The following is a 20,536-nucleotide window of genomic DNA, read 5'->3' as shown; positions in this document are numbered from 1 at the left end:
ACGCCGCACCGACACCTCGGGTCACCGCTCGGTGTACGTCCGGCCCGGCGACGGCGTCCTGCCGTAGAGCTCCGAAACCGTGACGAACGTGAAGCCCTTCCGGTCAAGGATGTCGAGTATGGCGGGCACGGCCTCCACCGTCGTGCGGTGGATGTCGTGCATGAGGACGATCGATCCGGACTTGGCCTCACCGGCCCGCCGGGCCACGGCCGCGGGGACCCGGTGCAGCCAGTCGAGGGTGTCCACGCTCCAGAGGATCTCCGCCAGCCCCTCGTCGCGCGCCTCCGCGGCGACGGCGGCGTTGGTCGACCCGTACGGCGGCCGCATGAGGTGCATCCGCACCCCGGTCAGCTTGAACACGAGGTCGTTGGTGTGCCGGAGCTGCCGCCGCACGTCGTCGTGCGACAGCCCGGCGAGCGCGGGGTGGCTCCAGGAGTGGTTGCCGAGCTCGTGGCCGTCCTCGACGATGCGCCGGACGAGCCGGCCGCCCTTGTCGGCCGCCACCATCTGCCCGATGACGAAGAACGTGGCCTTGACGTCACGCTTGCGCAGCATGTCGAGCAGCCGCCCGGTGTACTCGCCGGGCCCGTCGTCGAAGGTCAGGGCCACACACTTGAGCTTCGCGCAGTCGAACTTGCGGCTGCGCGGCCAGCCGGACCCGTACTGCATCGACACCAGCCGCTTGGCGAGTACCGCCGGATCGACGACGGCTGCCTTGTACGGCACGATCGGCGCCTCGGTCTGATGGCGGTTCGCCACCGAGCAGGTGGCGCAGACCGCCAGAGCGAGCAGGGCCAGCGGCAAAGCCCATACACGCATGGTTCCCCCCGAAGCGCCGCGCGCGGGGGCTTATGGATAGTCCTGGACCGGTTTCCCCCGCAATTCCCTGGCCAGGTCGTCCCACCAGAGTGGGATATCGGCCTGCAGTTCCTTGTAGCGGCGCGCCACGCGCATGGCACATCCGACCGGATCCGTACCCAGATGCCGACGTTTCACCGGTCCTTCCTGCCAACGGTAAAAACCATCTCTATACCGAACGACCAGGCCTATCCATACCGAGATAGTCGCTCCGTCCCCTACCTCGTACGCGCTGGTGACGCCCAGAGCGCGAAGCTCCGACTGGAGCTTCTCCGTCGCCGCGAGGGCCTCACTCACACGCCACCCCCTGCCCACATTCCGCCACACCAGGGATGTACCCAACAACGGACATCAGCCGTCCAAAGCATGAGGTACTCGTCAACGACCGCTGGGTGAAGCCGGTGGTCTGCTCCGAGGGTCCCGTCCGGCCGTGGGGAGGCCGGTCATCGGACCCGGCCGGCGGGAGGCCACGGCCCGGTCACCGGGCGCGCGTCACAGGGCACCGCCATCGCACGCCTCCTGTCACGTAAGCCTCACCGATCGCAAACATTACTGGCTGTTACCAAGGTTTTCCATGCCGTCCCGGAAGGAGAAGCAGCGGTTATTGATCCTGGGTGTCGCGTGGCTCCGCGACGACCATCACGAACCTGAGGTCCTCGGTGCCCCGGTTGGCATAGCGGTGGGGCCGGTCGGCCGTGAACAGCACCGCGTCGTCCTTGCCGATCACGTGGCTCTTGCCGTACACGGTGAGTGTCAGCTCCCCGTCGAGGACGGTCAGCATCTCGCGGGTGCCCGGCGGGTGGGCGTCGCCGTCGTGGTGCTCGCCGGGCGGCATCCGCCAGTCCCACAGCTCCAGGATCATCGGCACGTCGGCGCCAACCAGCAGCCGCGCCCGCACGTCCCCCTGGTCGAACGTGACCACGTCGGCCTTGCTCACGATCCGCACCGTCGGCACGTCGGCGACCTCGACGAGCCGGGCCACGGTGACGCCCAGGGCGGAGGCGATCCGGGTGAGGGTGGAGACGCTCGGGTTCGTCCTGCCCTGCTCCACCTGGACCAGCATGCCCCTGCTCACCCCCGACCTGGCGGCGAGGGCGTCGAGCGTCAGCCCCCGGTGCGCCCGCTGGGCCCGGACGTTGCTGGCGATGGCCTGGTTGATCAGGTCGGGATCTTCCACGCAGTGCAGTCTAGTGAATCCGATTTGCAATGGAATGTACTCTATGTGTTGTACTGACAGTGCAACCTGTTGAACCAAGGGGGGAATACCGGTGACGGTGATCCTGGCGACCGCCTGCGCGGTGGTGTACGGCACGGCCGACTTCTTCGGCGGCCTGGCCACCCGCCGATCCCAGGTGCTGTCGGTCGTCGTGCTGTCGCAGATCGCGGGCCTGGTGCTGATCCTCGCCCTGCTGCCGGTGCTGCCCGGCACGGCCGGCGCCGCCGCCCTGTCGTGGGGCCTGGCGGCGGGCCTGGCGGGCGCGGCCGGGCTGGTGCTGTTCTACCGGGCGCTGGCCACGGGCGTCATGTCGGTGGTCGCCCCGACGACCGCGGTCACCTCGGCGGCGTTGCCGGTGGTGTTCGGGCTGGCGACGGGCGAGCGGCCGGCGTTCTGGGCGCTGGTGGGCATCGCGCTGGCGCTCTGCTCGGTGCTGCTGGTCAGCCAGGACAGGTCCACGGACCGGCAGGGCTCCCTGGCCTCGGTGCTGACCGCGCTGGCGGCCGGGGCCGGGTTCGGCGGGTTCTTCATCCTGCTGGCCATGGCGCCGGACGATGCCGGGCTGTGGCCGCTGGTCGGCGCCAGAGTGTCGTCGATCACGACAGTGGCGCTGCTGGCCCTGGTCACGCGGCGCGCGCTCAGGCCCGGCCCGGGCTCCCTGCACATCATCGTGGCGGCGGGCGTGCTCGACATGGCGGCCAATGTCCTCTACCTGCTGGCCCAGCAGGACGGCCTGCTCAGCCTGGTCGCCGTGCTGGTGTCGCTGTACCCCGCGAGCACCCTGCTGCTGGCCAGACAGGTGCTGGGAGAGCGGCTGCGGGCCATCCAGGTGGCCGGTGTGGCCTGCGCGCTCGGGGCGGTGGCGCTGATAGCCGTTGCGCAGCACCTCTAGCGCTTGCTACGTTTCGCCCGTGCGCCCTGACCGGGCACCTTCGGACGGCGAGTCGCTACGGCACATCGCGGTGCCGCACGACTCGGACGAGACCTTCGTGAGGCTCGCCACCCCGCGCGTGCGTTCCGCCCTCGACGAGGGCAGGCACGTGCTGGTGATCACGTGCGCGGACAAGCTCGCCCTGCTGCACGACGCCCTCGGCCGCGACGCCGGGCGCATCGACAGCCGGGTCTCGACCGGCTGGTACGGCCACCCGTACCGCACCCTGGCCGCCTATCACGAGTACACCCGTGACCGCCGCACCCTCGTCATCGGCGAGCCCGACTGGGAGGGCAGGAGCGAGCGCGACATCCGGGAGCTGATCCGCTACGAGTCGGTGGTCAACGCCGCGCTCCGCCCGGCGGCGGCGATCATGCTGTGCCTGTACGACGTGCGCCACGCCCCCAGGACCGCGCTCGACTTCGGCCCGGTCAGCCACCCGTTCCTGCTGGGCGCGGACGGCGAGGCGGCCAGCACCCGCTTCGTCGAGCCCCACGAGCTGGTCCTGAACGGCGACCGCGCGCCCCTGCCCGCACCGGCCGACGGCGCCGAGAGCATCCCCTTCACGGCCCGGGAGCTGAAGCGGCTGCGCCAGAGCGTGGGCGACTACGCCAGAGCGGCCGGCATGGACCGCAACCTGATCACCTCGCTCGTGATCAGCGTGTCCGAGATCGCCGCGAACAGCATCGAGCACGGCGCCGGGCACGGCATGATCACGATGTGGGTGAGCGACGGGGAGCTGGTCTGCGAGGTCGCCGACCCGGGCGGCGCCCTGGACGACCCGTTACCCGGCTACATACCACCTGAGCCCGAATCCCCTCGGGGATACGGGCTCTGGATCAGCCGGCAGCTCTGCGATCTCGTGCAGCTGCGCAATGAAGGCGGCGTGTTACGCGTCCGCCTTCATTTCATGATGGGGTCGTAGGGGTCTTCACGCGGCGCGCTGGGCGGGGAGCCGTACGGCGCCTTCCTCGCGGGCGTACTCCTCGAGCATGCCGCGCAGCTGGCGGCGGCCCCGGTGGAGGCGGGACATGACCGTGCCGATGGGCGTGCCCATGCGGTCGGCGATCTCCTTGTACGCGAACCCCTCCACGTCGGCCAGGTAGACGGCCACGCGGAAGTCCTCGGGCAGCGAACGCAGGGCGTTCATCACGACGTTGTCGGGCAGCCGGTCGAGCGCCTCGGTCTCGGCCGAGCGCAGGCCCGTCGAGCTGTGCGACTCGGCGGCGTGCAGCTGCCAGTCCTCGATGTCCTCGGCGGCCGACAACTTGGGCGAACGCTGCTTCTTGCGGTAGTCGTTGATGAAGTTGTTGGTGAGGATCCGGTGCAGCCACGCCTTGAGGTTGGTGCCCTCCCGGAACTGGTGGTAGGAGGTGTACGCCTTGGCCACCGTCTCCTGCACCAGGTCCTCCGCGTCAGCGGCGTTACGGGTGAGGCGCATGGCGGAGGCGAACAGCTGCGACGTCACGGGCACGACATCGCGCTCGAACCAGTCCTGACGCTGCTCATCGGTCATAGTGATCAATTCATTCCCCCTTGCGCTATCCCCCGTTTCGGCACAAGCCGCCTGCGGGCGGTTTCCATCATGGCAAGTCCCAGGTAAGGGACGCGTTAGAGGTTCCGCCTTGGTCAGAGGGGGTTTCCGTCCATCTGCTCGCGGCGTGTGTCGTCACGTCCACGGCCGGACAAGTCTCAGTATCATAACACTACCCACCCAATTTTGCAGTAATAGTGGCAAGAGTCACATGGGATAGCGTATGGGCATGAGTTTTGTGGACCGTCACGACCTTGCTTCGCGCCACTGGGTGACAGACGCCATACGCAAGGTCGAGGCCGATGCCAACCGTAGCTGCGACACACATCTGCACGTCTTTCCGCTTCCCTCGCACTGGGGTGTAAACCTCTACTTGAAAGACGAGTCGGTACACCCAACGGGTTCACTCAAACATCGACTTGCTCGATCCTTGTTCCTGTACGGCCTGGCGAACGGCTGGATCGGGCCCGCCACGACGATCGTGGAGGCGTCGAGCGGATCCACGGCCGTCAGTGAGGCGTACTTCGCCCGGCTGCTGGGCCTGCCGTTCATCGCGGTCATGCCGGCGTCCACGTCGCCGGAGAAGTGTCACCTCATCGAGTTCTACGGCGGGAAGTGTCACCTTGTGACCGACCCTCGCGCGATCTATGACGAATCTCACCGTCTGGCCGCCGAGACCGGCGGCCATTTCATGGACCAGTTCACCTACGCGGAGCGGGCGACCGACTGGCGCGGGAACAATAACATCGCCGAGTCCATCTATTCCCAGATGTCCATGGAGCCCCACCCGGAGCCCTCCTGGATCGTGGTGGGCGCCGGCACCGGCGGCACGTCGTCGACCATCGGCCGCTACATCCGCTACCGCCGCCACCCCACCCGCCTGGCCGTCGTCGACCCGGAGGGCTCGGCCTTCTACCCGAGCTGGGTCTCCGGCGACGCCTCGGTCACCACACGGGGCTCCCGCGTCGAGGGCATCGGCCGCCCGCGCGTGGAGCCCTCGTTCCAGCCGTCCGTCATCGACCGCATGATCGCCGTCCCCGACGCCCGCTCGATCGCCGCCATGCACTGGACGCGCGAGGTCACGGGCCTGGATGTCGGCGGCTCCACGGGCACGAACATGGCGGCCTGCGTGGACCTCATCCAGGAGATGCGCTCGGCGGGCGAGCAGGGCAGCATCGTCACCCTGGTCTGCGACAGCGGCGACCGCTACCGGGGCACCTACGGCAACCCGGGGTGGCTGGCCGACCAGGGCCTGGACGTCGAACCCCACCTGGACGAGCTCCGCGCGTTCCTGCCGGACTGAGCGGGCTCAGGCCTTGGCCGGGTCCACCTCGAAGAGCTTGGCCACGTCGTCCAGGATCGCGTGCGCCCCCTGGATGCCCACCGCGGTCATCCAGGTCAGGTCAGCGACATCGTGCTTCTCGCCCTTGAGCTTGCCCCAGAGCGGGTTGTTCACGAACTTCTCTTTGGGCCCCTCCGCCGACGGATCCTGATACGTCGAGACGAAGATGTGGTCGGCGTCCAGGTCCGCGATCCGCTCCTGGCTGATGTCCACCGCGATGGCGTCCTGCTCGGTCGGCTGCCCCTCGGGCCGCGGGAACCCGACATCCTTCAACACCAGCCCGGAATAGGACTTCTCAACATAAAGCCTGACTGTCGGCTCGCCGGCGAACCGCACGATCGAGATCGTCGGCAGCTCGCCGTCCTTCGCCTTGACGGCCGCGCCGATCTTGGCCGCTCGTCCCTCATACTCCTTGATCCTGGTGTCGGCGAGCTGCTCCTTGCCCAGGGCCTGTCCCATGAGCCGGATGTTCTCCTTCCAGATGGCCCCGGTGGTCTCGCTGAAGACGGTTGGCGCGATCTTGGACAGCTTGTCGTACAGGGCCTCGTGCCGGACCTTCGCCGAGACGATCAGGTCGGGCTTCAGCGCCATGATCTTCTCCAGGCTCGGCTGCTCCAGCGAGCCGACCGGGGTGGCCTCCTTGCCGTACTGCTCGGCGACGGCCCCCAGGTAGGCGGGCAGCTTGTCGTCGAGCGACCGGTACGTGGTATACCCCACCACCGGCGTCTCCAGCGTGAGCACCGCGTCGACGAAGCTCTGGTCGAGCGCCACCACCCGCTTCGGCTGGGCCGGGATCACGGTCTCGCCCATCGCGTGTTTGACGGTCCTGAACGGGGCACCGGAGGCGGGAGCCGCCGCGCTCCCCCCGGAAGCGCCGGAGGAGCCACAGGCCGCGAGCCCCGCCACAAGGAGAGCCCCGACCAGCATGCGCAACGGTCTCATAAGATCCCTTTCCCGAATCCCAAAGTAAGGTAACCCTAAATTAGGTTAGCCCTGCCTAAGCTGGCATACTTCACCGTGATCGGGCAAATGTTGAGGAGGACGTGGGTGAGTGCGACCGCTGTGGCCCCGCGCCTCCATGGCATCCGGCACAGGCGGCTCACCGTTCTCCTCGCGCTGCTGGCCGCCGTGCTGGTCGCGATCGTGCTGAGCATCACGGTCGGCTCCAAGTCCGTGCCGCTCGCCGACGCCTGGCACGCCCTCACGGCCCCCACCGGGACCGAGAACGACATCGTCATCCGCTCGCTGCGCCTCCCCAGGACCGCCTTGGGCGTCCTCGCCGGGATCGCGCTCGGCGTGGCGGGCGCGCTCATGCAGGGTCACACCCGCAACCCGCTCGCCGACCCGGGGCTGCTCGGCGTCACGCAGGGAGCGGCGTTCGCGATGGTGTCCTCGATCATCCTGCTCGGCGCCTCCAGCCTGCTCGCCTACATCTGGTTCGGCCTGGCGGGCGCCCTGGTCGCCAGCGTCGGGGTGTTCGCGCTGGGCATGGTGGGCGGCAGGGGCGGCCCGACCCCGGTCACGCTGGCGCTGGCGGGCACCGCCGTGAGCGCCCTGCTGTACGCGCTGACCTCGGCCATCGTGCTGCTCGACGAGCAGGCGATGGACGTCTTCCGCTTCTGGCAGGCCGGCTCGATCGCGTCCAGGGGCTCGGACGTGGTCTGGCAGGTGCTGCCGTTCATCCTCGTGGGCCTGGTGCTCGCGATGGTCAACGCGCCGGGCCTGAACGCGCTCTCCCTCGGCGAGGACGTGGCCAGGAGCCTCGGCCAGAACATCGCCACGACCCGCACCGTCGGCGTCGCCGCGGTCACCCTGCTGTCGGGCGCGGCCGTCGCGGCCTGCGGCTCGCTGGCGTTCGTGGGCCTGATCGTGCCCCATCTCGCCCGCCCGCTGTCGGGCACCGACCACCGGTGGCTGCTGCCGTTCTCGGGGCTGATCGGCGCGGCGCTGCTGCTGCTCGCCGACGTGATCGGCCGCGTGGTGGCCCCGCCGGGAGAGCTGGAGGTGGGCGTGGTGCTCGCGCTGCTCGGCGCGCCGTTCTTCGTCGCGCTCGTCAGGCGCAGGAAGCCAGTGCGACTGTGATGACCGCTCTTTCCCTCCGCGTCGGCGCCGTGTCCTGGCGGGTACGGCTGCGCGGCGTCGCCGTCTCCCTGCTCGGCCTGGTCCTGATCGTCCTGCTCATGGCCATGAACATGCGCATCGGCGAGATCCGGATGACGCTGCCGGAGGTGATCTCCGGCACGTTCGACGTCAACAGCGCCGCCCACTTCGTCATCATGGAGCTGCGCCTGCCGCGCGCCCTCACCGGCGCCCTCGTCGGCGCGGCGCTCGCGCTGTCCGGCGCGATCATCCAGTCCATCGCGCGCAACCCGCTCGCCAGCCCCGAGATCCTCGGCGTCACCACCGGCGCCTCGGTCACGGTCGTGGCCGGCGTCGTGGCCAGCGGCAGCGCGTACGGCGGCGCCAGCGGCCTGCTGGCCACCGCCGGCATCCCCGCGCTGGCCCTGCTCGGCGGCCTGGTCGGCGCGGCCGTCGTGTACGGGCTGGCGTGGCGGCGCGGTCTGGACGGCTACCGGCTGGTCCTGGTCGGCATCGGCGTGGCCGCCGTGTTCACGAACATCAAGTTCTGGCTCCTGACCGTCGGCGACGTCAACGACACCGGCCGCGCCATGGTCTGGATCAGCGGCTCGCTCAACGGCCGCGGCTGGGAGCACGTGCTGCCCACCGCGCTGGCCCTGGCGGTGCTGGTGCCGCTGACCCTGCTCGGCACCCGCTCCCTCGACGCGCTGCGCTTCGGCGACGACACGGTGACCGCGCTCGGCGTCCGCACCAACGTGTCCCGCGCCCTGATGATCCTGGCGGCCGTGCTGCTGGCCGCCGTGGCCACCGCCTCCGCCGGCCCGATCGCGTTCGTGGCCCTGGCCTCGCCGCAGATCGCGCTCAGGCTCACCCGCTCCGCCCAGCCGCCACTGCTGTGCTCGGCGGTCGTGGGCGCCGTGCTCACCACCGCCGCCGACCTGATCGCCAGAACCGCGTTCTCCCCGCTGGAGCTGCCGGTCGGCATCGTCACGGCCGTGCTGGGCGCCCCTTACCTGATCCACCTGATCTGGAGGTCACGCAAATGAGGCTGCAGGCCGCCGGCGTCAAGCTCGGATACGGCGAACGCCTGGTCGTCGACGGGCTCGACCTCGGCATCGAGGCGGGCACGGTGACCACGATCATCGGTCCGAACGGCTGCGGCAAGTCGACGCTGCTGCGCGCGCTCGGCCGCCTGCTCAAGCCACAGGGCGGCGAGGTGCTGCTGGACGGCAAGCGCATCGACAAGATCCCCACCCGCGAGGTGGCCAAGATCCTCGGCGTGCTCCCCCAGGCGCCGAGCGCCCCGGAAGGGCTGACCGTGGCCGACCTGGTGGCCAGGGGCAGGCATCCGCACCAGACGTGGTACCGGCAGTGGTCCTCGGACGACGAGGGCGCCGTCGCGGCCGCCCTGGACATGACGGGCCTGGCCGACCTGGCGGAACGGCCGCTGGACGAGCTGTCGGGCGGGCAGCGGCAGCGGGCGTGGATCTCCATGGCCCTGGCCCAGGGCACGGACCTGCTGCTGCTCGACGAGCCGACCACGTTCCTGGACCTGGCGCACCAGGTGGAGGTGCTGGAGCTCGTACGGCACCTGCACCAGGAGGCGGGCCGCACGGTCGTCATGGTCCTGCACGACCTCAACCTGGCCGCCCGTTACGCCGACCGGCTGGTGGCCATGCGCGCCGGGCGGGTGGTCGCCGCGGGCACCCCGCACGAGGTGCTGACCGAGGACCTGCTGGGCGAGGTGTTCGAGCTGGACGCCAAGGTCATCGAGGACCCGGTGGCGGGGACGCCGCTGGTGGTGCCGATCCGGCCGCGTTCGCATCCCACGCAGCCGCGAGCCTGAGTCACAGCTCAGCCAGCGCGCGCCCGACCTCCTCGTCCCCGGGAGCCAGCTCCGCGGCTCTGAGCAGGTCGTCCCTGGCCTTGTCCGCCAGCCCCGCGGCCCGGTAGAGCACGGACCTGTTGAACAGCAGCTCGGCCGTCTCCGCCAGCTTCAGCGCGTGGGTCAGGTCGGCCAGCGCCGCGTCGTGGTCGCCGCTCTCGAAGGCCAGCTCGGCCCGGCCCGCCCAGGCCGCCACCAGCTCGGGGTCCGCCTCCAGCGCCCCGTCGAACGCGGTCCGCGCCTCCGGGCGCCTGCCCTCGGCCAGCTCCACCTGCCCGAGCACGCACAGCAGGTGGGGGTCGCGGGGCGTCAGCCCCAGCCCGCGCACCACGTCCTCCCTGGCCCTCGCGTAGTCCCCCATCACCACATCGATACCGCTGCGGTTCACGTACGCGGGCGCGAACTCGGGGTCCAGCTCCAGCGTGTGGTCCAGGTCGGCGCGGGCCCCGTCGAGGTCGCCCGCCGCGAACCGGACCTCGGCCCGGTTGTAGTACGCCTCGGGGAAGGGCGGGCTGAGCCGCATGACCGCCTCGTAGTCGGCCAGCGCCTCCTGCGTCCGGCCGAGCCGGTGCAGCAGGTTGCCGCGTTCGAGGTAGTAGTCGGGGTAGCCGGGATCGGCCTCGACGGCCCGCGTGTAGCCGGCCAGCGCCTCCTCCGTCCGGCCCGCCATGGCCAGGAGCTGCGCCCTGTTGGCGTGCAGCACGAGCCGGTGGATCGGGTGCTCGCCGGCCAGGTCCTTCTCGGCCAGGTCGATGGCCTCCTGGACGAGCTCCATCGCCGCCTCGTGACGGCCCCTGCGCACCTCGACCAGAGCCTTGCCGTTGAGGTCGAACCCGAGGTGGAAGGCCCGCTCGCGGCGGTCAGGCAGCAGCGACGTGATCGTGATCGCCTCGTTGATCCAGGCCAGCGCCTGCTCGGGGTCGCGCCGGGCGGGGTCGTGGTGGCGTACGAGGATCATGGCGGTCGCGTACGCGACCGTGGCGCGGTGCTTGGGGTCGGTGCTCACGCGCCTGGCCCGGTCGTAGAGCTCGCGGGCCTCGTCCTCGCGCTCGATGGCCTCCAGAGCGCCGGCGACGCGCTGCAGGAGGTGTTGCCAGCCCTCCGGGTCGTCCTCGTACGCCATCCCGCGCAGCACGGCCAGGCCCGACTCGGCCATGGCGTGATGGAAGCCCTCGTCGCGGTAGCGGTCGAAGTCCGCGCACAGCGGTCCGGTGCTCGGGGCCGGCGGGCCCTCGTCGATGCGCAGCAGCCCCGGGTCGAGCCTGCGCCGCAGCACGGCCACCAGCTCGGTGTCGGTGTGGTCGGCCGCGCCCAGGTTCGTCACGGTGAGCGCGAGCGGGCCCGCGTCGCGCAGGTGGTCGCGGACGAACTCGGCCAGCCCGTTCGCGATCCTGAGGCTGCGCCGGGCGCCGGGCACGAGGATGCGCTGCCCCGTCGGCAGGCGGCCGGCCAGCGAGCTCCTGCGCTCGGGGACGGACTCGCGCAGCTGCGGCGCGGCGGTGCGGATCTCGATGTCGTGCGCGGCGACCAGCTCCGGCTGGCGCTCCAGCGCCCGGGGGACGAGATGGCCGAGGAGCCCGGCCGCGAAAGTGTAGGGGCCGCCGATCCGGCGGTCGGCGTCAAGGGAGATCGTGTCCACGAACGGCCTTTCCGTGCTGGCCGGCGCCCCACGAGACGCCGGCCGGGCGGCTCAGGCGCTGTGCCTCGGCGCGGCCGCGGCGGTCGGCTTCACGGTTCCTGGCCGATGAACGACGATCTTCTTCATGGCGCCCCTTTGCGCGGAACGAGCGATCATTGATGACCGCTACATGTCAGCACGGAGAAAGCCCTCGAACAATTGTTTATCTGGTAATGGCTATTCCCTCGTCAATTACCGCGCGCCCGAATCGTGTTCGCCTCACTCCCCCAGGATCGCGTCCACGAACACCTCGGGGTCGAACGGCGCCAGGTCGTCGGGCCCCTCGCCGAGCCCCGCGAGCTTGACCGGCACCCCCAGCTCCCGCTGCACGGAGATCACGATGCCGCCCTTGGCGGTGCCGTCGAGCTTGGTCAGCGCGATGCCGGTGATGTTGACCACCTCGGCGAACACCTGGGCCTGGCGCATGCCGTTCTGGCCCGTGGTGGCGTCGAGGACGAGCAGCACCTCGTCGACCGTGGCCTTCTTCTCGATGACCCGCTTGACCTTGCCCAGCTCGTCCATGAGGCCGGTCTTGGTGTGAAGGCGGCCCGCGGTGTCGACGATGACCACGTCGACCTTCTCCTCGATCCCCTTGGCGACGGCGTCGAACGCCACGGAGGCCGGGTCGCCGCCCTCAGGGCCGCGAACGACGTCGGCGCCCACCCGCTCGCCCCAGGTCTGGAGCTGGTCGGCGGCGGCCGCCCGGAACGTGTCGGCCGCGCCGAGCACGACCTTCTTGCCGTCGCCGACGAGCGAGCGGGCGAGCTTGCCGGTGGTGGTGGTCTTGCCGGTGCCGTTGACGCCCACGATGAGGGCCACCGCGGGCCGCTCGCCGTGCTTCTGGACGTGCAGCGTGCGGTCGAGGTCGGGGTTGACCTGGGCCAGCAGCTCCTCGCGCAGCAGGCCGCGCAGCTCCTCGGGGGTGCGGCTGCCCAGCACCTTGACCTTGGTGCGCAGGTCGTCGACGATCACCCGGGTCGGCGCGACGCCGACGTCGGCGGTGATCAGCTTCTCCTCGACCTCGTCCCACACGTCGTCGTCGAGGCGGTCGCGGGAGAGCAGCTCCAGCAGGCCGCGCCCGAGGGCGCTCTGCGAGCGTGCCAGCCGCGAGCGCAGCCGCACCATCCGGCCCGCGGACGGCGGCGGCACCTCGATCTCGGGCGTGACGACGGCCGGCTCGGCGGGCTTGACCGGTGGCGGCAGCGTGGTGGTCGCGCCTTCGCCCTCCTCGCCCGCCACTCCCGCGGGCTTCTCCTCCTGCTCGGGGAGCACGGGCGTCTCTGGCGGTTTGACCGGCGGGGCCGCCTTGCGACCCGGCTTGAAGTACAGCAGAAGGCCGCCGGCCGCCAGCAGGGCGACGACGGCCACGATCACTATGACGCCGAGGTAACCATCCACAAGATGTCAGTTTTCCAGATCGACCGGCATGGTCATGCCCAAGGCACCACCGATCAGGCCCAACTCACGCCCTCAGACCGGCTGTCCGGCGCGCCGCCACCACTCGGTGAGCAGCAGGTGTCAGGCCGGTTCGCGTTCGCGGAGCCGCTGGCTGACGACCTGCGTCACGCCGTCCCCGCGCATCGAGACGCCGTAGAGCGCGTCGGCGATCTCCATCGTGCGCTTGTTGTGGGTGATGACGATCAGCTGCGAGCTCTGCCGCAGCTCCTCGAAAAGCGTCAGCAGCCGCTGCGTGTTCGTGTCGTCGAGCGCCGCCTCGACCTCGTCCATCACATAGAACGGCGAGGGCCGCGCCTTGAAGATGGAGATCAGGAACGCCACGGCGGTCAGCGAGCGCTCCCCGCCCGACAGCAGCGACAGCCGCTTGACCTTCTTGCCCGGCGGCCTCGCCTCGACCTCGATGCCGGTGGTCAGCATGTCGGCCGGCTCGGTCAGCACCAGCCGTCCGTCGCCGCCCGGGAACACCCTGGTGAAGATCTGCTCGAACTCCCTGGCCACGTCCTCGTACGCCGAGGCGAACATCTGCTCCACCCGGTCGTCGACCTCCTTGACCACGAGCAGCAGGTCGCGCCTGGTCTTCTTGAGGTCCTCCAGCTGGGAGGTGAGGAACGCGTGCCGCTCCTCCAGCGCCGCGAACTCCTCCAGGGCGAGGGGGTTGACCTTGCCGAGCTGGTTCATCTGCCGCTCGGCGGCCCTGGCCCGCTTCTCCTGCTCCTCGCGCACGTACGGCACGGGCGGGTCGCCGGGGACCGGGACCTCGGGCCCGTACTCGGAGATCAGGGCCTCGATCTCGACCCCGAACTCCTCCAGCGCCCGCTGCTCCATCTGCTCCAGCCGCAGCCGCTGCTCGGTGCGGGCGACCTCGCTGCCGTGCACCCGGTTGACCAGCTTGTCCAGCTCCTGGCCGAGCTCGCGGACGCGCAGGCGCACCTGCTTGAGCTCGGCGTCGACAGCCACCCTGGCGAGGTCGGCCTCGTCGCGCTCTTTCGACGCGAGCCGGACGGAGGACTCGAGCTCCCTGAGCACCTGCTTGGCGCCCTTGCTGACGGCCTCCGCCACGGCGGCCTGCTGGCGGCGCCTGGCGCGCTGGGCCGCGGCCTGGGCGCGGTCCTGGCGCTCGCGCTGGGCGGCCCGGACGAGCCCGTCGGCGCGGCCCTCGATGCCCTTGACCCGCTCCTCGGCGGTGCGGACCTGGAGCCGGGTGTCCATCTCGCGCTGCCGGGCGACCTCGCAGGCGCCGGCCAGGTCGTCGCGGAGGTCGGTGGTGGGCTCGGACTCCAGCTCCTGGGCGTATTCGGCCTCGGCCAGGCGGATCTCCAGCTCGGCCACCTCCTCCAGCCCCTCGGCGCGGGCCTCCTCCGCCTTGGTGACGCTCACGGCCAGGCGCTCGGCCTCGTCGTGGGCGGCGTTGGCGGCGGCCTCGAGCTGGGCCAGGCGCTTGGCGGCGGCGGCGGTGCGCTGGTCGGCCTCCCGCTGGCGGCCCCTGACCTGGTCGAGGGTCCCCTGGACGGCGCTCACGCCGGCCTGCGCGGTGCTGACGGCGGTCTGGGCCTCGTTGGCCTTCGCCTGGGCGGCCTCCAGCGCCGCCTGCGCCGCCTGCTCCTGCTCGGCCGCCTGGTCGAGGGCGACGGCCGTCTCCTCGGCCCGGCCCTCGGCCTCCTCCAGATCCCTGACGGCCTCGTCGAACGCGGCCCGTACCTGCAGCACGGAGGTGCCGCCCTCGGAGCCGCCGCTGGCCAGGTGCGCGCTCACCAGGTCGCCCGCCTTGGTGACCGCCCTGAGCTCGGGGTGGCTCTCGACGACCGCGCGGGCGGCTTCGAGGTCGGCCACGAGCACGACGTCCGCGAGGACGTGGTCGAGGGCGGGCCGCAGGTGGTCGGGGACCGTGACGAGGTCGGCGGCCCACTGGCCGCCCTCGGGAGCCGCAGTACGGGTGCGCCGGGCCCTGTCGTCGTCCGCCCCCACCAGGAGGGTCGCCTGGCCCGAGCCCTGGGTGCGCAGCAGGTCAAGGGCCTCGACGGCCGTGTCGAGGGACTTGACCGCGATGGCCTCGGCAACCGGGCCCAGCACGGCCGCCACCGCCGGCTCCGCGCCGGGCGTGACCTGCATCGAGGCGGCCAGCGGCCCCAGCACCCCGGCCAGGTCGGCGTCCAGCAGGGCCGCGCCGCCGTCGCCCTTGGCGAGCCCCAGCTCCAGGGCGTCACGGCGGGCGATCAGCGCGGCCACGGATCGCTGGGCCTCCTGGTCGGCGGCGCGCGCGGTGGTCATCCCGGACTTGGCGGCCTGCACGGCGGCGCGCGGCGCGTCGAGGCCCGCCTTGGCCTCCTCGGCCGCCGCGCGCGCCTCGTCGGCGACCGCCCTGGCCTCCTCCACCAGCGCCTGCGCCGTGGCCAGCTCCTCGGCGAGCGCGGGATCGACCGCGGGCTCCTCCAGCCGCTGCGCCTCCAGGTCCTCCCTGGCCCGCCGCTCGCGCCCGGCCGCGTCGGCCACGGACTGCTGGAGCCGTCCGATCTCCTCCTCGGCGGCCCGCGTCCGGCTCCGTACGGAATCGACCTGGCCGCGCAGCTTGGCCAGCCCCTCGCGGCGGTCGGCGGCGGCCCGGGCGGCCAGGGCGAGGCGGTGCTCCTCGGCGCTCAGCTCGGCCTCGGCCTCGGCCCGCCGCTGAACGGCCTCCTCCAGCAGCTCCTGAGCCTGCTCCAGCTCGGCACCGAGGATCAGCTCCCGCTCGCGCACCTCGGCGGCCTCGCGCTCGAGGTCTTCGGGGTCGCGGCCGCGGCGCTCGATGGCGGCGGCGTCGAGCGCGTGCCGGTGGCGCTCGGCGGCGAGCTGCGCCAGGCCGGTGATGCGCTCGCGCAGCGACGAGAGCCGGAAGTACGTCTCCTGCGCGGCGCTCAACCGCGGCTGGGTCTCGGCCTCGGCCGTCTCCAGGGCCGCCTCGCGCTGCTGGCCCTCGGCCAGCTCGGCCTCGACCTGGTTGCGCCTGGCCGTGATCGCGGCCTCGTCGGCGGCCTCGCGCTGGAGCGTCGTACGCAGGATGCACACGTCGTCGGCCAGCAGCCGCAACCGGGCGTCGCGCAGGTCGGCCTGGATGACGGCGGCCTTACGGGCGATCTCCGCCTGCCGGCCCAGCGGCTTGAGCTGGCGGCGCAGCTCGGTGGTGAGGTCCTGCACGCGGGTCAGGTTGGCCTGCATGGAGTCGAGCTTGCGCAGCGCCTTTTCCTTGCGCTTGCGGTGCTTGAGCACGCCCGCGGCCTCTTCGATGAACGCCCGCCGGTCCTCGGGCCCCGCGTGCAGGACGGCGTCGAGCTGGCCCTGGCCGACGATCACGTGCATCTCGCGGCCGATGCCGGAGTCGGACAGCAACTCCTGGATGTCGAGCAGGCGGCAGGTGTCGCCGTTGATCGCGTATTCGCTCTGCCCCGACCTGAACATCAGCCGGCTGATCGTGACCTCGGTGTAGTCGATCGGCAGCGCGCCGTCGGTGTTGTCGATGGTCAGCGTCACCTCGGCGCGCCCGAGCGGCGGCCTGGAGGAGGTGCCGGCGAAGATGACGTCCTCCATCTTGCCGCCGCGCAGCGACTTGGCGCTGTGCTCGCCCATGACCCAGGCGAGGGCGTCGACGACGTTGGACTTTCCCGAGCCGTTGGGGCCGACGACGCAGGTGATGCCCGGTTCGAGACGCAGGGCGGTCGCTGAGGCGAAAGACTTGAAGCCGCGCAGGGTGAGGGTCTTCAAATACAAGCGCGACCCCCTTCTCCCTGATGCGGACTTCGGAAAGCCTACTGGTCCTCACTGCCCCACGCGGGCCGGTACAGTCCACGACTGCCCGGCCTGCGTAAAGGAAGCTTTCCGAATATGCGCAAATAACAAGGGACGCCTCTCCGAGACGTCCCTGGGGTCTTGCGCTCCGATCACTCTCAGGTGAGTGCCGGCTCGCGCTCTTGCATGCGGCTTAGTGCCTCATCGCGGGTTTGCGCCGCAAGAGCGTCATTGGTGGCCTGAAGTCGGATGAGTTCTGCCTCCAGATCCCGGATACGCTGCTGCAGGCGGCGCATCTCCGAGACCATCCGAGGGTCAGGACCGCCGACGTGGCCGAGTAGAGCCTTCGCCATGGTAAAGGGTCCTCCACGCTGAGTGACCAGACTGGTTCGCGCACTTCTTATTCCGCGGGAGGGGTGCGCGTGGTACCTAACAAGAGTCGCACCGGCAGTGTGGGCGGTCAAGTCGAACGAACCGCTGAGCCCTACTGATGGGCACTCCCGACATACAACTATACCCTATTTGGGCGGTTTAACGGAAGTCGCTACCGCTCCACAAATCCACCCAAACTACCTCGGGGTTCACTCCAACGTTCCACTACTCCATCGACCCTGCCCGGCGTGTCGCAACCTCTGAGCAGCGCCAGCAGCTTGACGCACGCCTCGCGCGGGCCCTCCACGACCACCTCCACCCGTCCGTCCTCGGTGTTGCGCGCCCATCCCACGAGCCCCAGCTCCAGTGCGCGCGCCCGGGTCCACCAGCGGAACCCCACCCCTTGGACCCTGCCCCGTACCCAGGCGGTCAGCCGTGAATTGTCATTGTTTTCCTGCATTTCATCTCCCGTCAGGCCACAAGGGACTCCATCCGGTGTGCGTGCCCGACCGCCGCCTCGTCGAACGCCAGCACGGCCGCGGTCTCGGCCGCCTTCACCCAGGCCAGGCCCATGATCGACGGGCTCAGCCCGGTGACGGGGACGAAGCTCACGTCGGGCCGCCGGTGGTGGGCCGCCGTCGGGGTGCAGAACAGCATGCCACCCCGGTCGAGCGCCACCTGGGTCAGGCCCTCCTGGCTGGTCGTCACGGTGCCGGCCCGGGGAATCGGACGTCCGGAAGGGGTTACGGACGGTGCGATCCGCTCGCGATAGGCGCGCGGGGCGGGGCCGTCCAGGCTGATCAGGGGGACGTTCACCAGCTCTTCCGCGGCGATGCCGGGGCGGGCGGCCAGCGGATGGCGGGTGGAGACGCCCAGTTGGTAGGAGACCTCGTTCAGCCCCTCGCCGGTCGCCAGGTCCGGCTCGTTCACCGGGAGTAGCGTGAACGTGAGATCCACCTGCCCGGCCCGCAGCTTGCCGAAGGGGTCCGAGAGCGGGATCTCGACCAGCTCCACCTCGCATTCCGGATACCGGCGCTCGAAGGCCCGCACGCTGCCGGTGACGACCTCCGTGGGCGTGGCCAGGAAACCGACCCTGAGCCGGCCGGTCACCTCGCGGGCGGCGGTCTTGGCCCGGCGCACCGCGTTCGCCAGGCCGTCGTAGGAGGGGCGCAGGTCGGCCAGGAAGCGCTCGCCCAGCGGCGTGAGGCGCACCCTGCGGCTGGTGCGCTCGAAGAGCCTGCCGCCGATCCTGGTCTCCAGCGAGCGCATGAGCTGGCTCACCCTGCCGGGCGACAGGTAGAGGCGCTCGGCCGTGCGCGCGAAGTGCAACTCCTCGCTGAGCACCACGAAGCACTCCAGCTCCCTGAACTCCATCCCCATCACCTCGGATCGCTTAGCCTGCCTAAACCAAGCCTTCGGACTTCGTCATTGTTCCCGTCCACCGCCAGACCCGAGGCTGAGGGGCATGACCACTACTGATGTCTCCCCCGCCATCCGGGCGCGCTGGCTCGCCGTGTCGTCGGTGGCGGTGGGCACCTTCACCGTCGTGACCAGCGAGATGCTGCCCGTCGGCCTGCTGACCTCGATCGCCGCCACCCTTGGGGTGTCCGACGGGACGGCCGGCCTGATGATGTCGGCCCCTGGGCTGGTCGCGGCCGTGTCCGCGCCGGTGCTGGCGCTCACCGCCCGCCGGCTGGACCGGCGGGCGATCTTGATCGGGCTGATGGCGCTGCTGGCGGTGGCCAACCTGGTGGGCGCGTTCGCGCCGAGCTATCCCGTCATCCTGGCCGCCCGGGTGCTGACGGGGGTGAGCATCGGCGGGTTCTGGGCGTTCGCGGCCGGCCTCGGGACGCGGCTGGTGCCGGAACGGTCCGTCGGGCGGGCCACGTCGATCATCCTGGCCGGGGTCTCCGTGGCGTCGGTGCTGGGGGTGCCCGCGGCGACGTTCGTGTCGTCGTTCGCGGGGTGGCGCAGCGCGTTCGTCGCGATGGGGGTGGTGGCGCTGGCCCTGACCGCCGTCCTGTACGCGACCCTGCCGCCCCTTCCGGGTGAGGCCCCTGCCCGGACCGCGGGATCCCGGCGCGGATGGCTCTCGGGGCCGCTCAAGACCGTCCTCGTCCTGACCGTGCTCGTCGTGTCCGGCCACTTCGCGGCCTACACCTACGTCCGGCCGTTCCTGGAGCAGGTCTCGAACGCCGGCCCTGCCCTCGTCAGCACGCTCCTGCTCCTGTACGGCGCCGCGGGCGTGGCGGGCAACTTCGCCGCCGGGGCATGGGCGGCCAGGAACCCCAAGCCGGTCCTGATCGCTCTGGCCGCCCTCATCGCGCTCGCCACGGCGGCCCTGGCCTCGATCGGCCTGCCGCTGGTCGTGCTGCTGGTGTGGGGCTTCGGTTACGGAGGCGTCGGGGTGACCCTGCAGCTGTGGATCATGCGCGCGGGCGGCGGGGAGCTCGGCACGGCGCTCTTCGTCGGCGCCTTCAACGTCTCCATCGCACTCGGCGCGTTCGCCGGCGGCCGGGTGGTGGACGGCGTCTCGATCTCCGCGGTGATGTGGCTGGGCTCCGGGCTCGCCGTTCTCACCGCGGCCGTCGCTGGCATCTGGGGCAGGAGTAGGACGAGCGGTTCATGAACGACTCGCGCCTGATCGCGGTGCCGCAGCGGGAGCAGGGCAGGTCGCGCCGGCCGTAGACCTCCAGCGAGCGCTCGAAGTAGCCGCTCTCGCCGTTGACGTTGACGTACAGGCTGTCGAACGAGGTGCCGCCCTGCTGCAGCGCGGAGGACATGACGGCGCGGACCCCGGCCAGCAGCTCGGCGATCTTGGGACGCGTGAGCGTCTGCGTCTGCCGGGCCCCGTGCAGGCGGGCGATCCACAGGGCCTCGTCGGCGTAGATGTTGCCGACACCGCTGATCAGCGACTGGTCGAGCAGCGCGCGCTTGATCTCCGTGTGCCTGGCCCTGAGCCTGCCGGCGAACTCCGCGTCGTCGAACACCGGCTCGAACGGGTCGGGGGCGATGTGGGCGATCGGCTCGGGGACACCCTCGGACAGGCCGGTCAGCATGACGTGACCGAAGGTCCGCTGGTCGACGAAGCGCAGGTCGGGGCCGCCGTCCTCGAAGCGGAGGCGTACCCGCAGGTGCTTCTCCGGCGGCGAGTCGGGCTCGACGACCAGCAGCTGGCCGCTCATCCCCAGGTGGGCCAGGAGGGCCTCCTCGGCGCCCGACAGCGGGAGCCACAGGTATTTGCCGCGCCGCTCGGCGGACAGCACCGCGCGGCCCTTGAGGCGCGCGGCGAACTCGTCGGCTCCTGGCGCGTGCCGCCTGATGGCGCGGGGATGCAGCACCTCCGCCGAGGCGATCTCGCGCCCGGTGACCCACTGCGCGAGGCCGCGCCTGACGACCTCGACCTCCGGTAGCTCAGGCACCT

The 20,536-nt window shown here is 71.0% G+C and carries 18 protein-coding genes; 7 read left to right on the top strand and 11 right to left on the bottom strand.

The window, feature by feature from the left end; genetic code table 11:
- Nucleotides 1-21: 21 nt before the first annotated feature.
- Together AB0L65_RS51600 and AB0L65_RS51595 are read right to left on the bottom strand one after the other, a co-directional pair.
- Nucleotides 22-819 carry a polysaccharide deacetylase family protein gene (locus tag AB0L65_RS51600; RefSeq protein WP_364262620.1) on the bottom strand — a complete coding sequence of 266 codons (798 nt, stop codon included), beginning with the start codon at nucleotides 817-819 and terminating at the stop codon, nucleotides 22-24.
- A 640-nt stretch (nucleotides 820-1,459) separates the two neighbouring features.
- Nucleotides 1,460-2,035 carry an XRE family transcriptional regulator gene (locus AB0L65_RS51595; RefSeq protein ID WP_350729761.1) on the bottom strand — a complete coding sequence of 192 codons (576 nt, stop codon included), beginning with the start codon at nucleotides 2,033-2,035 and terminating at the stop codon, nucleotides 1,460-1,462.
- Between the two features lie 91 nt (nucleotides 2,036-2,126).
- Here AB0L65_RS51595 and AB0L65_RS51590 point away from each other — a divergent pair, with 91 nt between their 5' ends.
- Together AB0L65_RS51590 and AB0L65_RS51585 are read left to right on the top strand one after the other, a co-directional pair.
- Nucleotides 2,127-2,966, top strand: coding sequence for a DMT family transporter (locus tag AB0L65_RS51590; RefSeq protein ID WP_350729759.1), 840 nt, complete (start codon nucleotides 2,127-2,129; stop codon nucleotides 2,964-2,966).
- Nucleotides 2,967-2,985: 19 nt separating this feature from the next.
- Nucleotides 2,986-3,930, top strand: coding sequence for a sensor histidine kinase (locus AB0L65_RS51585; protein WP_364262617.1), 945 nt, complete (start codon nucleotides 2,986-2,988; stop codon nucleotides 3,928-3,930).
- A 6-nt stretch (nucleotides 3,931-3,936) separates the two neighbouring features.
- Here AB0L65_RS51585 and AB0L65_RS51580 read toward each other — a convergent pair whose 3' ends face one another.
- Nucleotides 3,937-4,521, bottom strand: coding sequence for a sigma-70 family RNA polymerase sigma factor (locus AB0L65_RS51580; protein WP_350729756.1), 585 nt, complete (start codon nucleotides 4,519-4,521; stop codon nucleotides 3,937-3,939).
- A gap of 247 nt (nucleotides 4,522-4,768) precedes the next feature.
- Between AB0L65_RS51580 and AB0L65_RS51575 the strand changes: the two genes are divergently transcribed.
- Nucleotides 4,769-5,842 carry a PLP-dependent cysteine synthase family protein gene (locus AB0L65_RS51575; RefSeq protein WP_357743451.1) on the top strand — a complete coding sequence of 358 codons (1,074 nt, stop codon included), beginning with the start codon at nucleotides 4,769-4,771 and terminating at the stop codon, nucleotides 5,840-5,842.
- 6 nt (nucleotides 5,843-5,848) lie between these two features.
- Here AB0L65_RS51575 and AB0L65_RS51570 read toward each other — a convergent pair whose 3' ends face one another.
- Entirely contained in the window at nucleotides 5,849-6,823 is a 975-nt protein-coding gene (locus AB0L65_RS51570) for an iron-siderophore ABC transporter substrate-binding protein (RefSeq protein WP_364262614.1), read from the bottom strand.
- A 105-nt stretch (nucleotides 6,824-6,928) separates the two neighbouring features.
- On the opposite strand from AB0L65_RS51570, the gene AB0L65_RS51565 reads away from it, so the two are divergent.
- The 3 genes from AB0L65_RS51565 to AB0L65_RS51555 are packed head-to-tail and all read left to right on the top strand — an operon-like array spanning nucleotide 6,929 to nucleotide 9,806.
- A complete protein-coding gene (locus AB0L65_RS51565; protein ID WP_364262611.1) occupies nucleotides 6,929-7,963 on the top strand; it encodes an iron ABC transporter permease in 1,035 nt (344 codons plus the stop codon).
- Nucleotides 7,963-9,006, top strand: a complete 1,044-nt coding sequence (locus AB0L65_RS51560; protein ID WP_364262608.1) for an iron chelate uptake ABC transporter family permease subunit — start codon at nucleotides 7,963-7,965, stop codon at nucleotides 9,004-9,006. Before AB0L65_RS51565 ends, AB0L65_RS51560 begins: the two co-directional genes overlap by 1 nt.
- The gene (locus AB0L65_RS51555; protein ID WP_364262605.1) at nucleotides 9,003-9,806 is read left to right on the top strand and encodes an ABC transporter ATP-binding protein; all 804 of its coding nucleotides are present in this window, start codon (nucleotides 9,003-9,005) and stop codon (nucleotides 9,804-9,806) included. Before AB0L65_RS51560 ends, AB0L65_RS51555 begins: the two co-directional genes overlap by 4 nt.
- 1 nt (nucleotide 9,807) lies before the next feature.
- On the opposite strand, the gene AB0L65_RS51550 is transcribed toward AB0L65_RS51555, so the two are convergent.
- The 6 genes from AB0L65_RS51550 to AB0L65_RS51525 form a co-directional block, all read right to left on the bottom strand.
- Nucleotides 9,808-11,484, bottom strand: coding sequence for a tetratricopeptide repeat protein (locus tag AB0L65_RS51550; RefSeq protein ID WP_364262602.1), 1,677 nt, complete (start codon nucleotides 11,482-11,484; stop codon nucleotides 9,808-9,810).
- Nucleotides 11,485-11,742: 258 nt separating this feature from the next.
- Nucleotides 11,743-12,921: a signal recognition particle-docking protein FtsY gene (gene ftsY / locus AB0L65_RS51545; protein WP_355208933.1), complete on the bottom strand. Its 1,179-nt coding sequence runs from the start codon at nucleotides 12,919-12,921 to the stop codon at nucleotides 11,743-11,745.
- A 120-nt stretch (nucleotides 12,922-13,041) separates the two neighbouring features.
- Nucleotides 13,042-16,722 (bottom strand): chromosome segregation protein SMC, encoded by a 3,681-nt coding sequence (smc, locus tag AB0L65_RS51540; protein WP_364262599.1) that lies wholly within the window; start codon nucleotides 16,720-16,722, stop codon nucleotides 13,042-13,044.
- 176 nt (nucleotides 16,723-16,898) lie between these two features.
- A complete protein-coding gene (locus tag AB0L65_RS51535; protein WP_090938435.1) occupies nucleotides 16,899-17,093 on the bottom strand; it encodes a hypothetical protein in 195 nt (64 codons plus the stop codon).
- 191 nt (nucleotides 17,094-17,284) lie between these two features.
- Entirely contained in the window at nucleotides 17,285-17,572 is a 288-nt protein-coding gene (locus AB0L65_RS51530; protein ID WP_350729740.1) for an acylphosphatase, read from the bottom strand.
- An 11-nt stretch (nucleotides 17,573-17,583) separates the two neighbouring features.
- Nucleotides 17,584-18,486, bottom strand: a complete 903-nt coding sequence (locus tag AB0L65_RS51525; RefSeq protein WP_364262596.1) for a LysR family transcriptional regulator — start codon at nucleotides 18,484-18,486, stop codon at nucleotides 17,584-17,586.
- A 91-nt stretch (nucleotides 18,487-18,577) separates the two neighbouring features.
- Here AB0L65_RS51525 and AB0L65_RS51520 point away from each other — a divergent pair, with 91 nt between their 5' ends.
- Nucleotides 18,578-19,741: an MFS transporter gene (locus tag AB0L65_RS51520; protein WP_364262593.1), complete on the top strand. Its 1,164-nt coding sequence runs from the start codon at nucleotides 18,578-18,580 to the stop codon at nucleotides 19,739-19,741.
- Here AB0L65_RS51520 and mutM read toward each other — a convergent pair.
- On the bottom strand, nucleotides 19,689-20,534 hold the full coding sequence (gene mutM, locus AB0L65_RS51515; protein WP_364262590.1) for a bifunctional DNA-formamidopyrimidine glycosylase/DNA-(apurinic or apyrimidinic site) lyase: 846 nt from the start codon (nucleotides 20,532-20,534) through the stop codon (nucleotides 19,689-19,691). The two genes, AB0L65_RS51520 and mutM, sit on opposite strands and share 53 nt — an antisense overlap.
- Between the last annotated feature and the right edge of the window lie 2 nt (nucleotides 20,535-20,536).

It is taken from the genome of Nonomuraea sp. NPDC052116, assembly GCF_040680035.1.
In the GTDB taxonomy this organism is placed as follows: domain Bacteria; phylum Actinomycetota; class Actinomycetes; order Streptosporangiales; family Streptosporangiaceae; genus Nonomuraea; species Nonomuraea angiospora_A.
The sequence above is the reverse complement of the archived record's forward strand: the minus strand, read 5'-3'. Positions and strand labels throughout refer to the sequence as shown.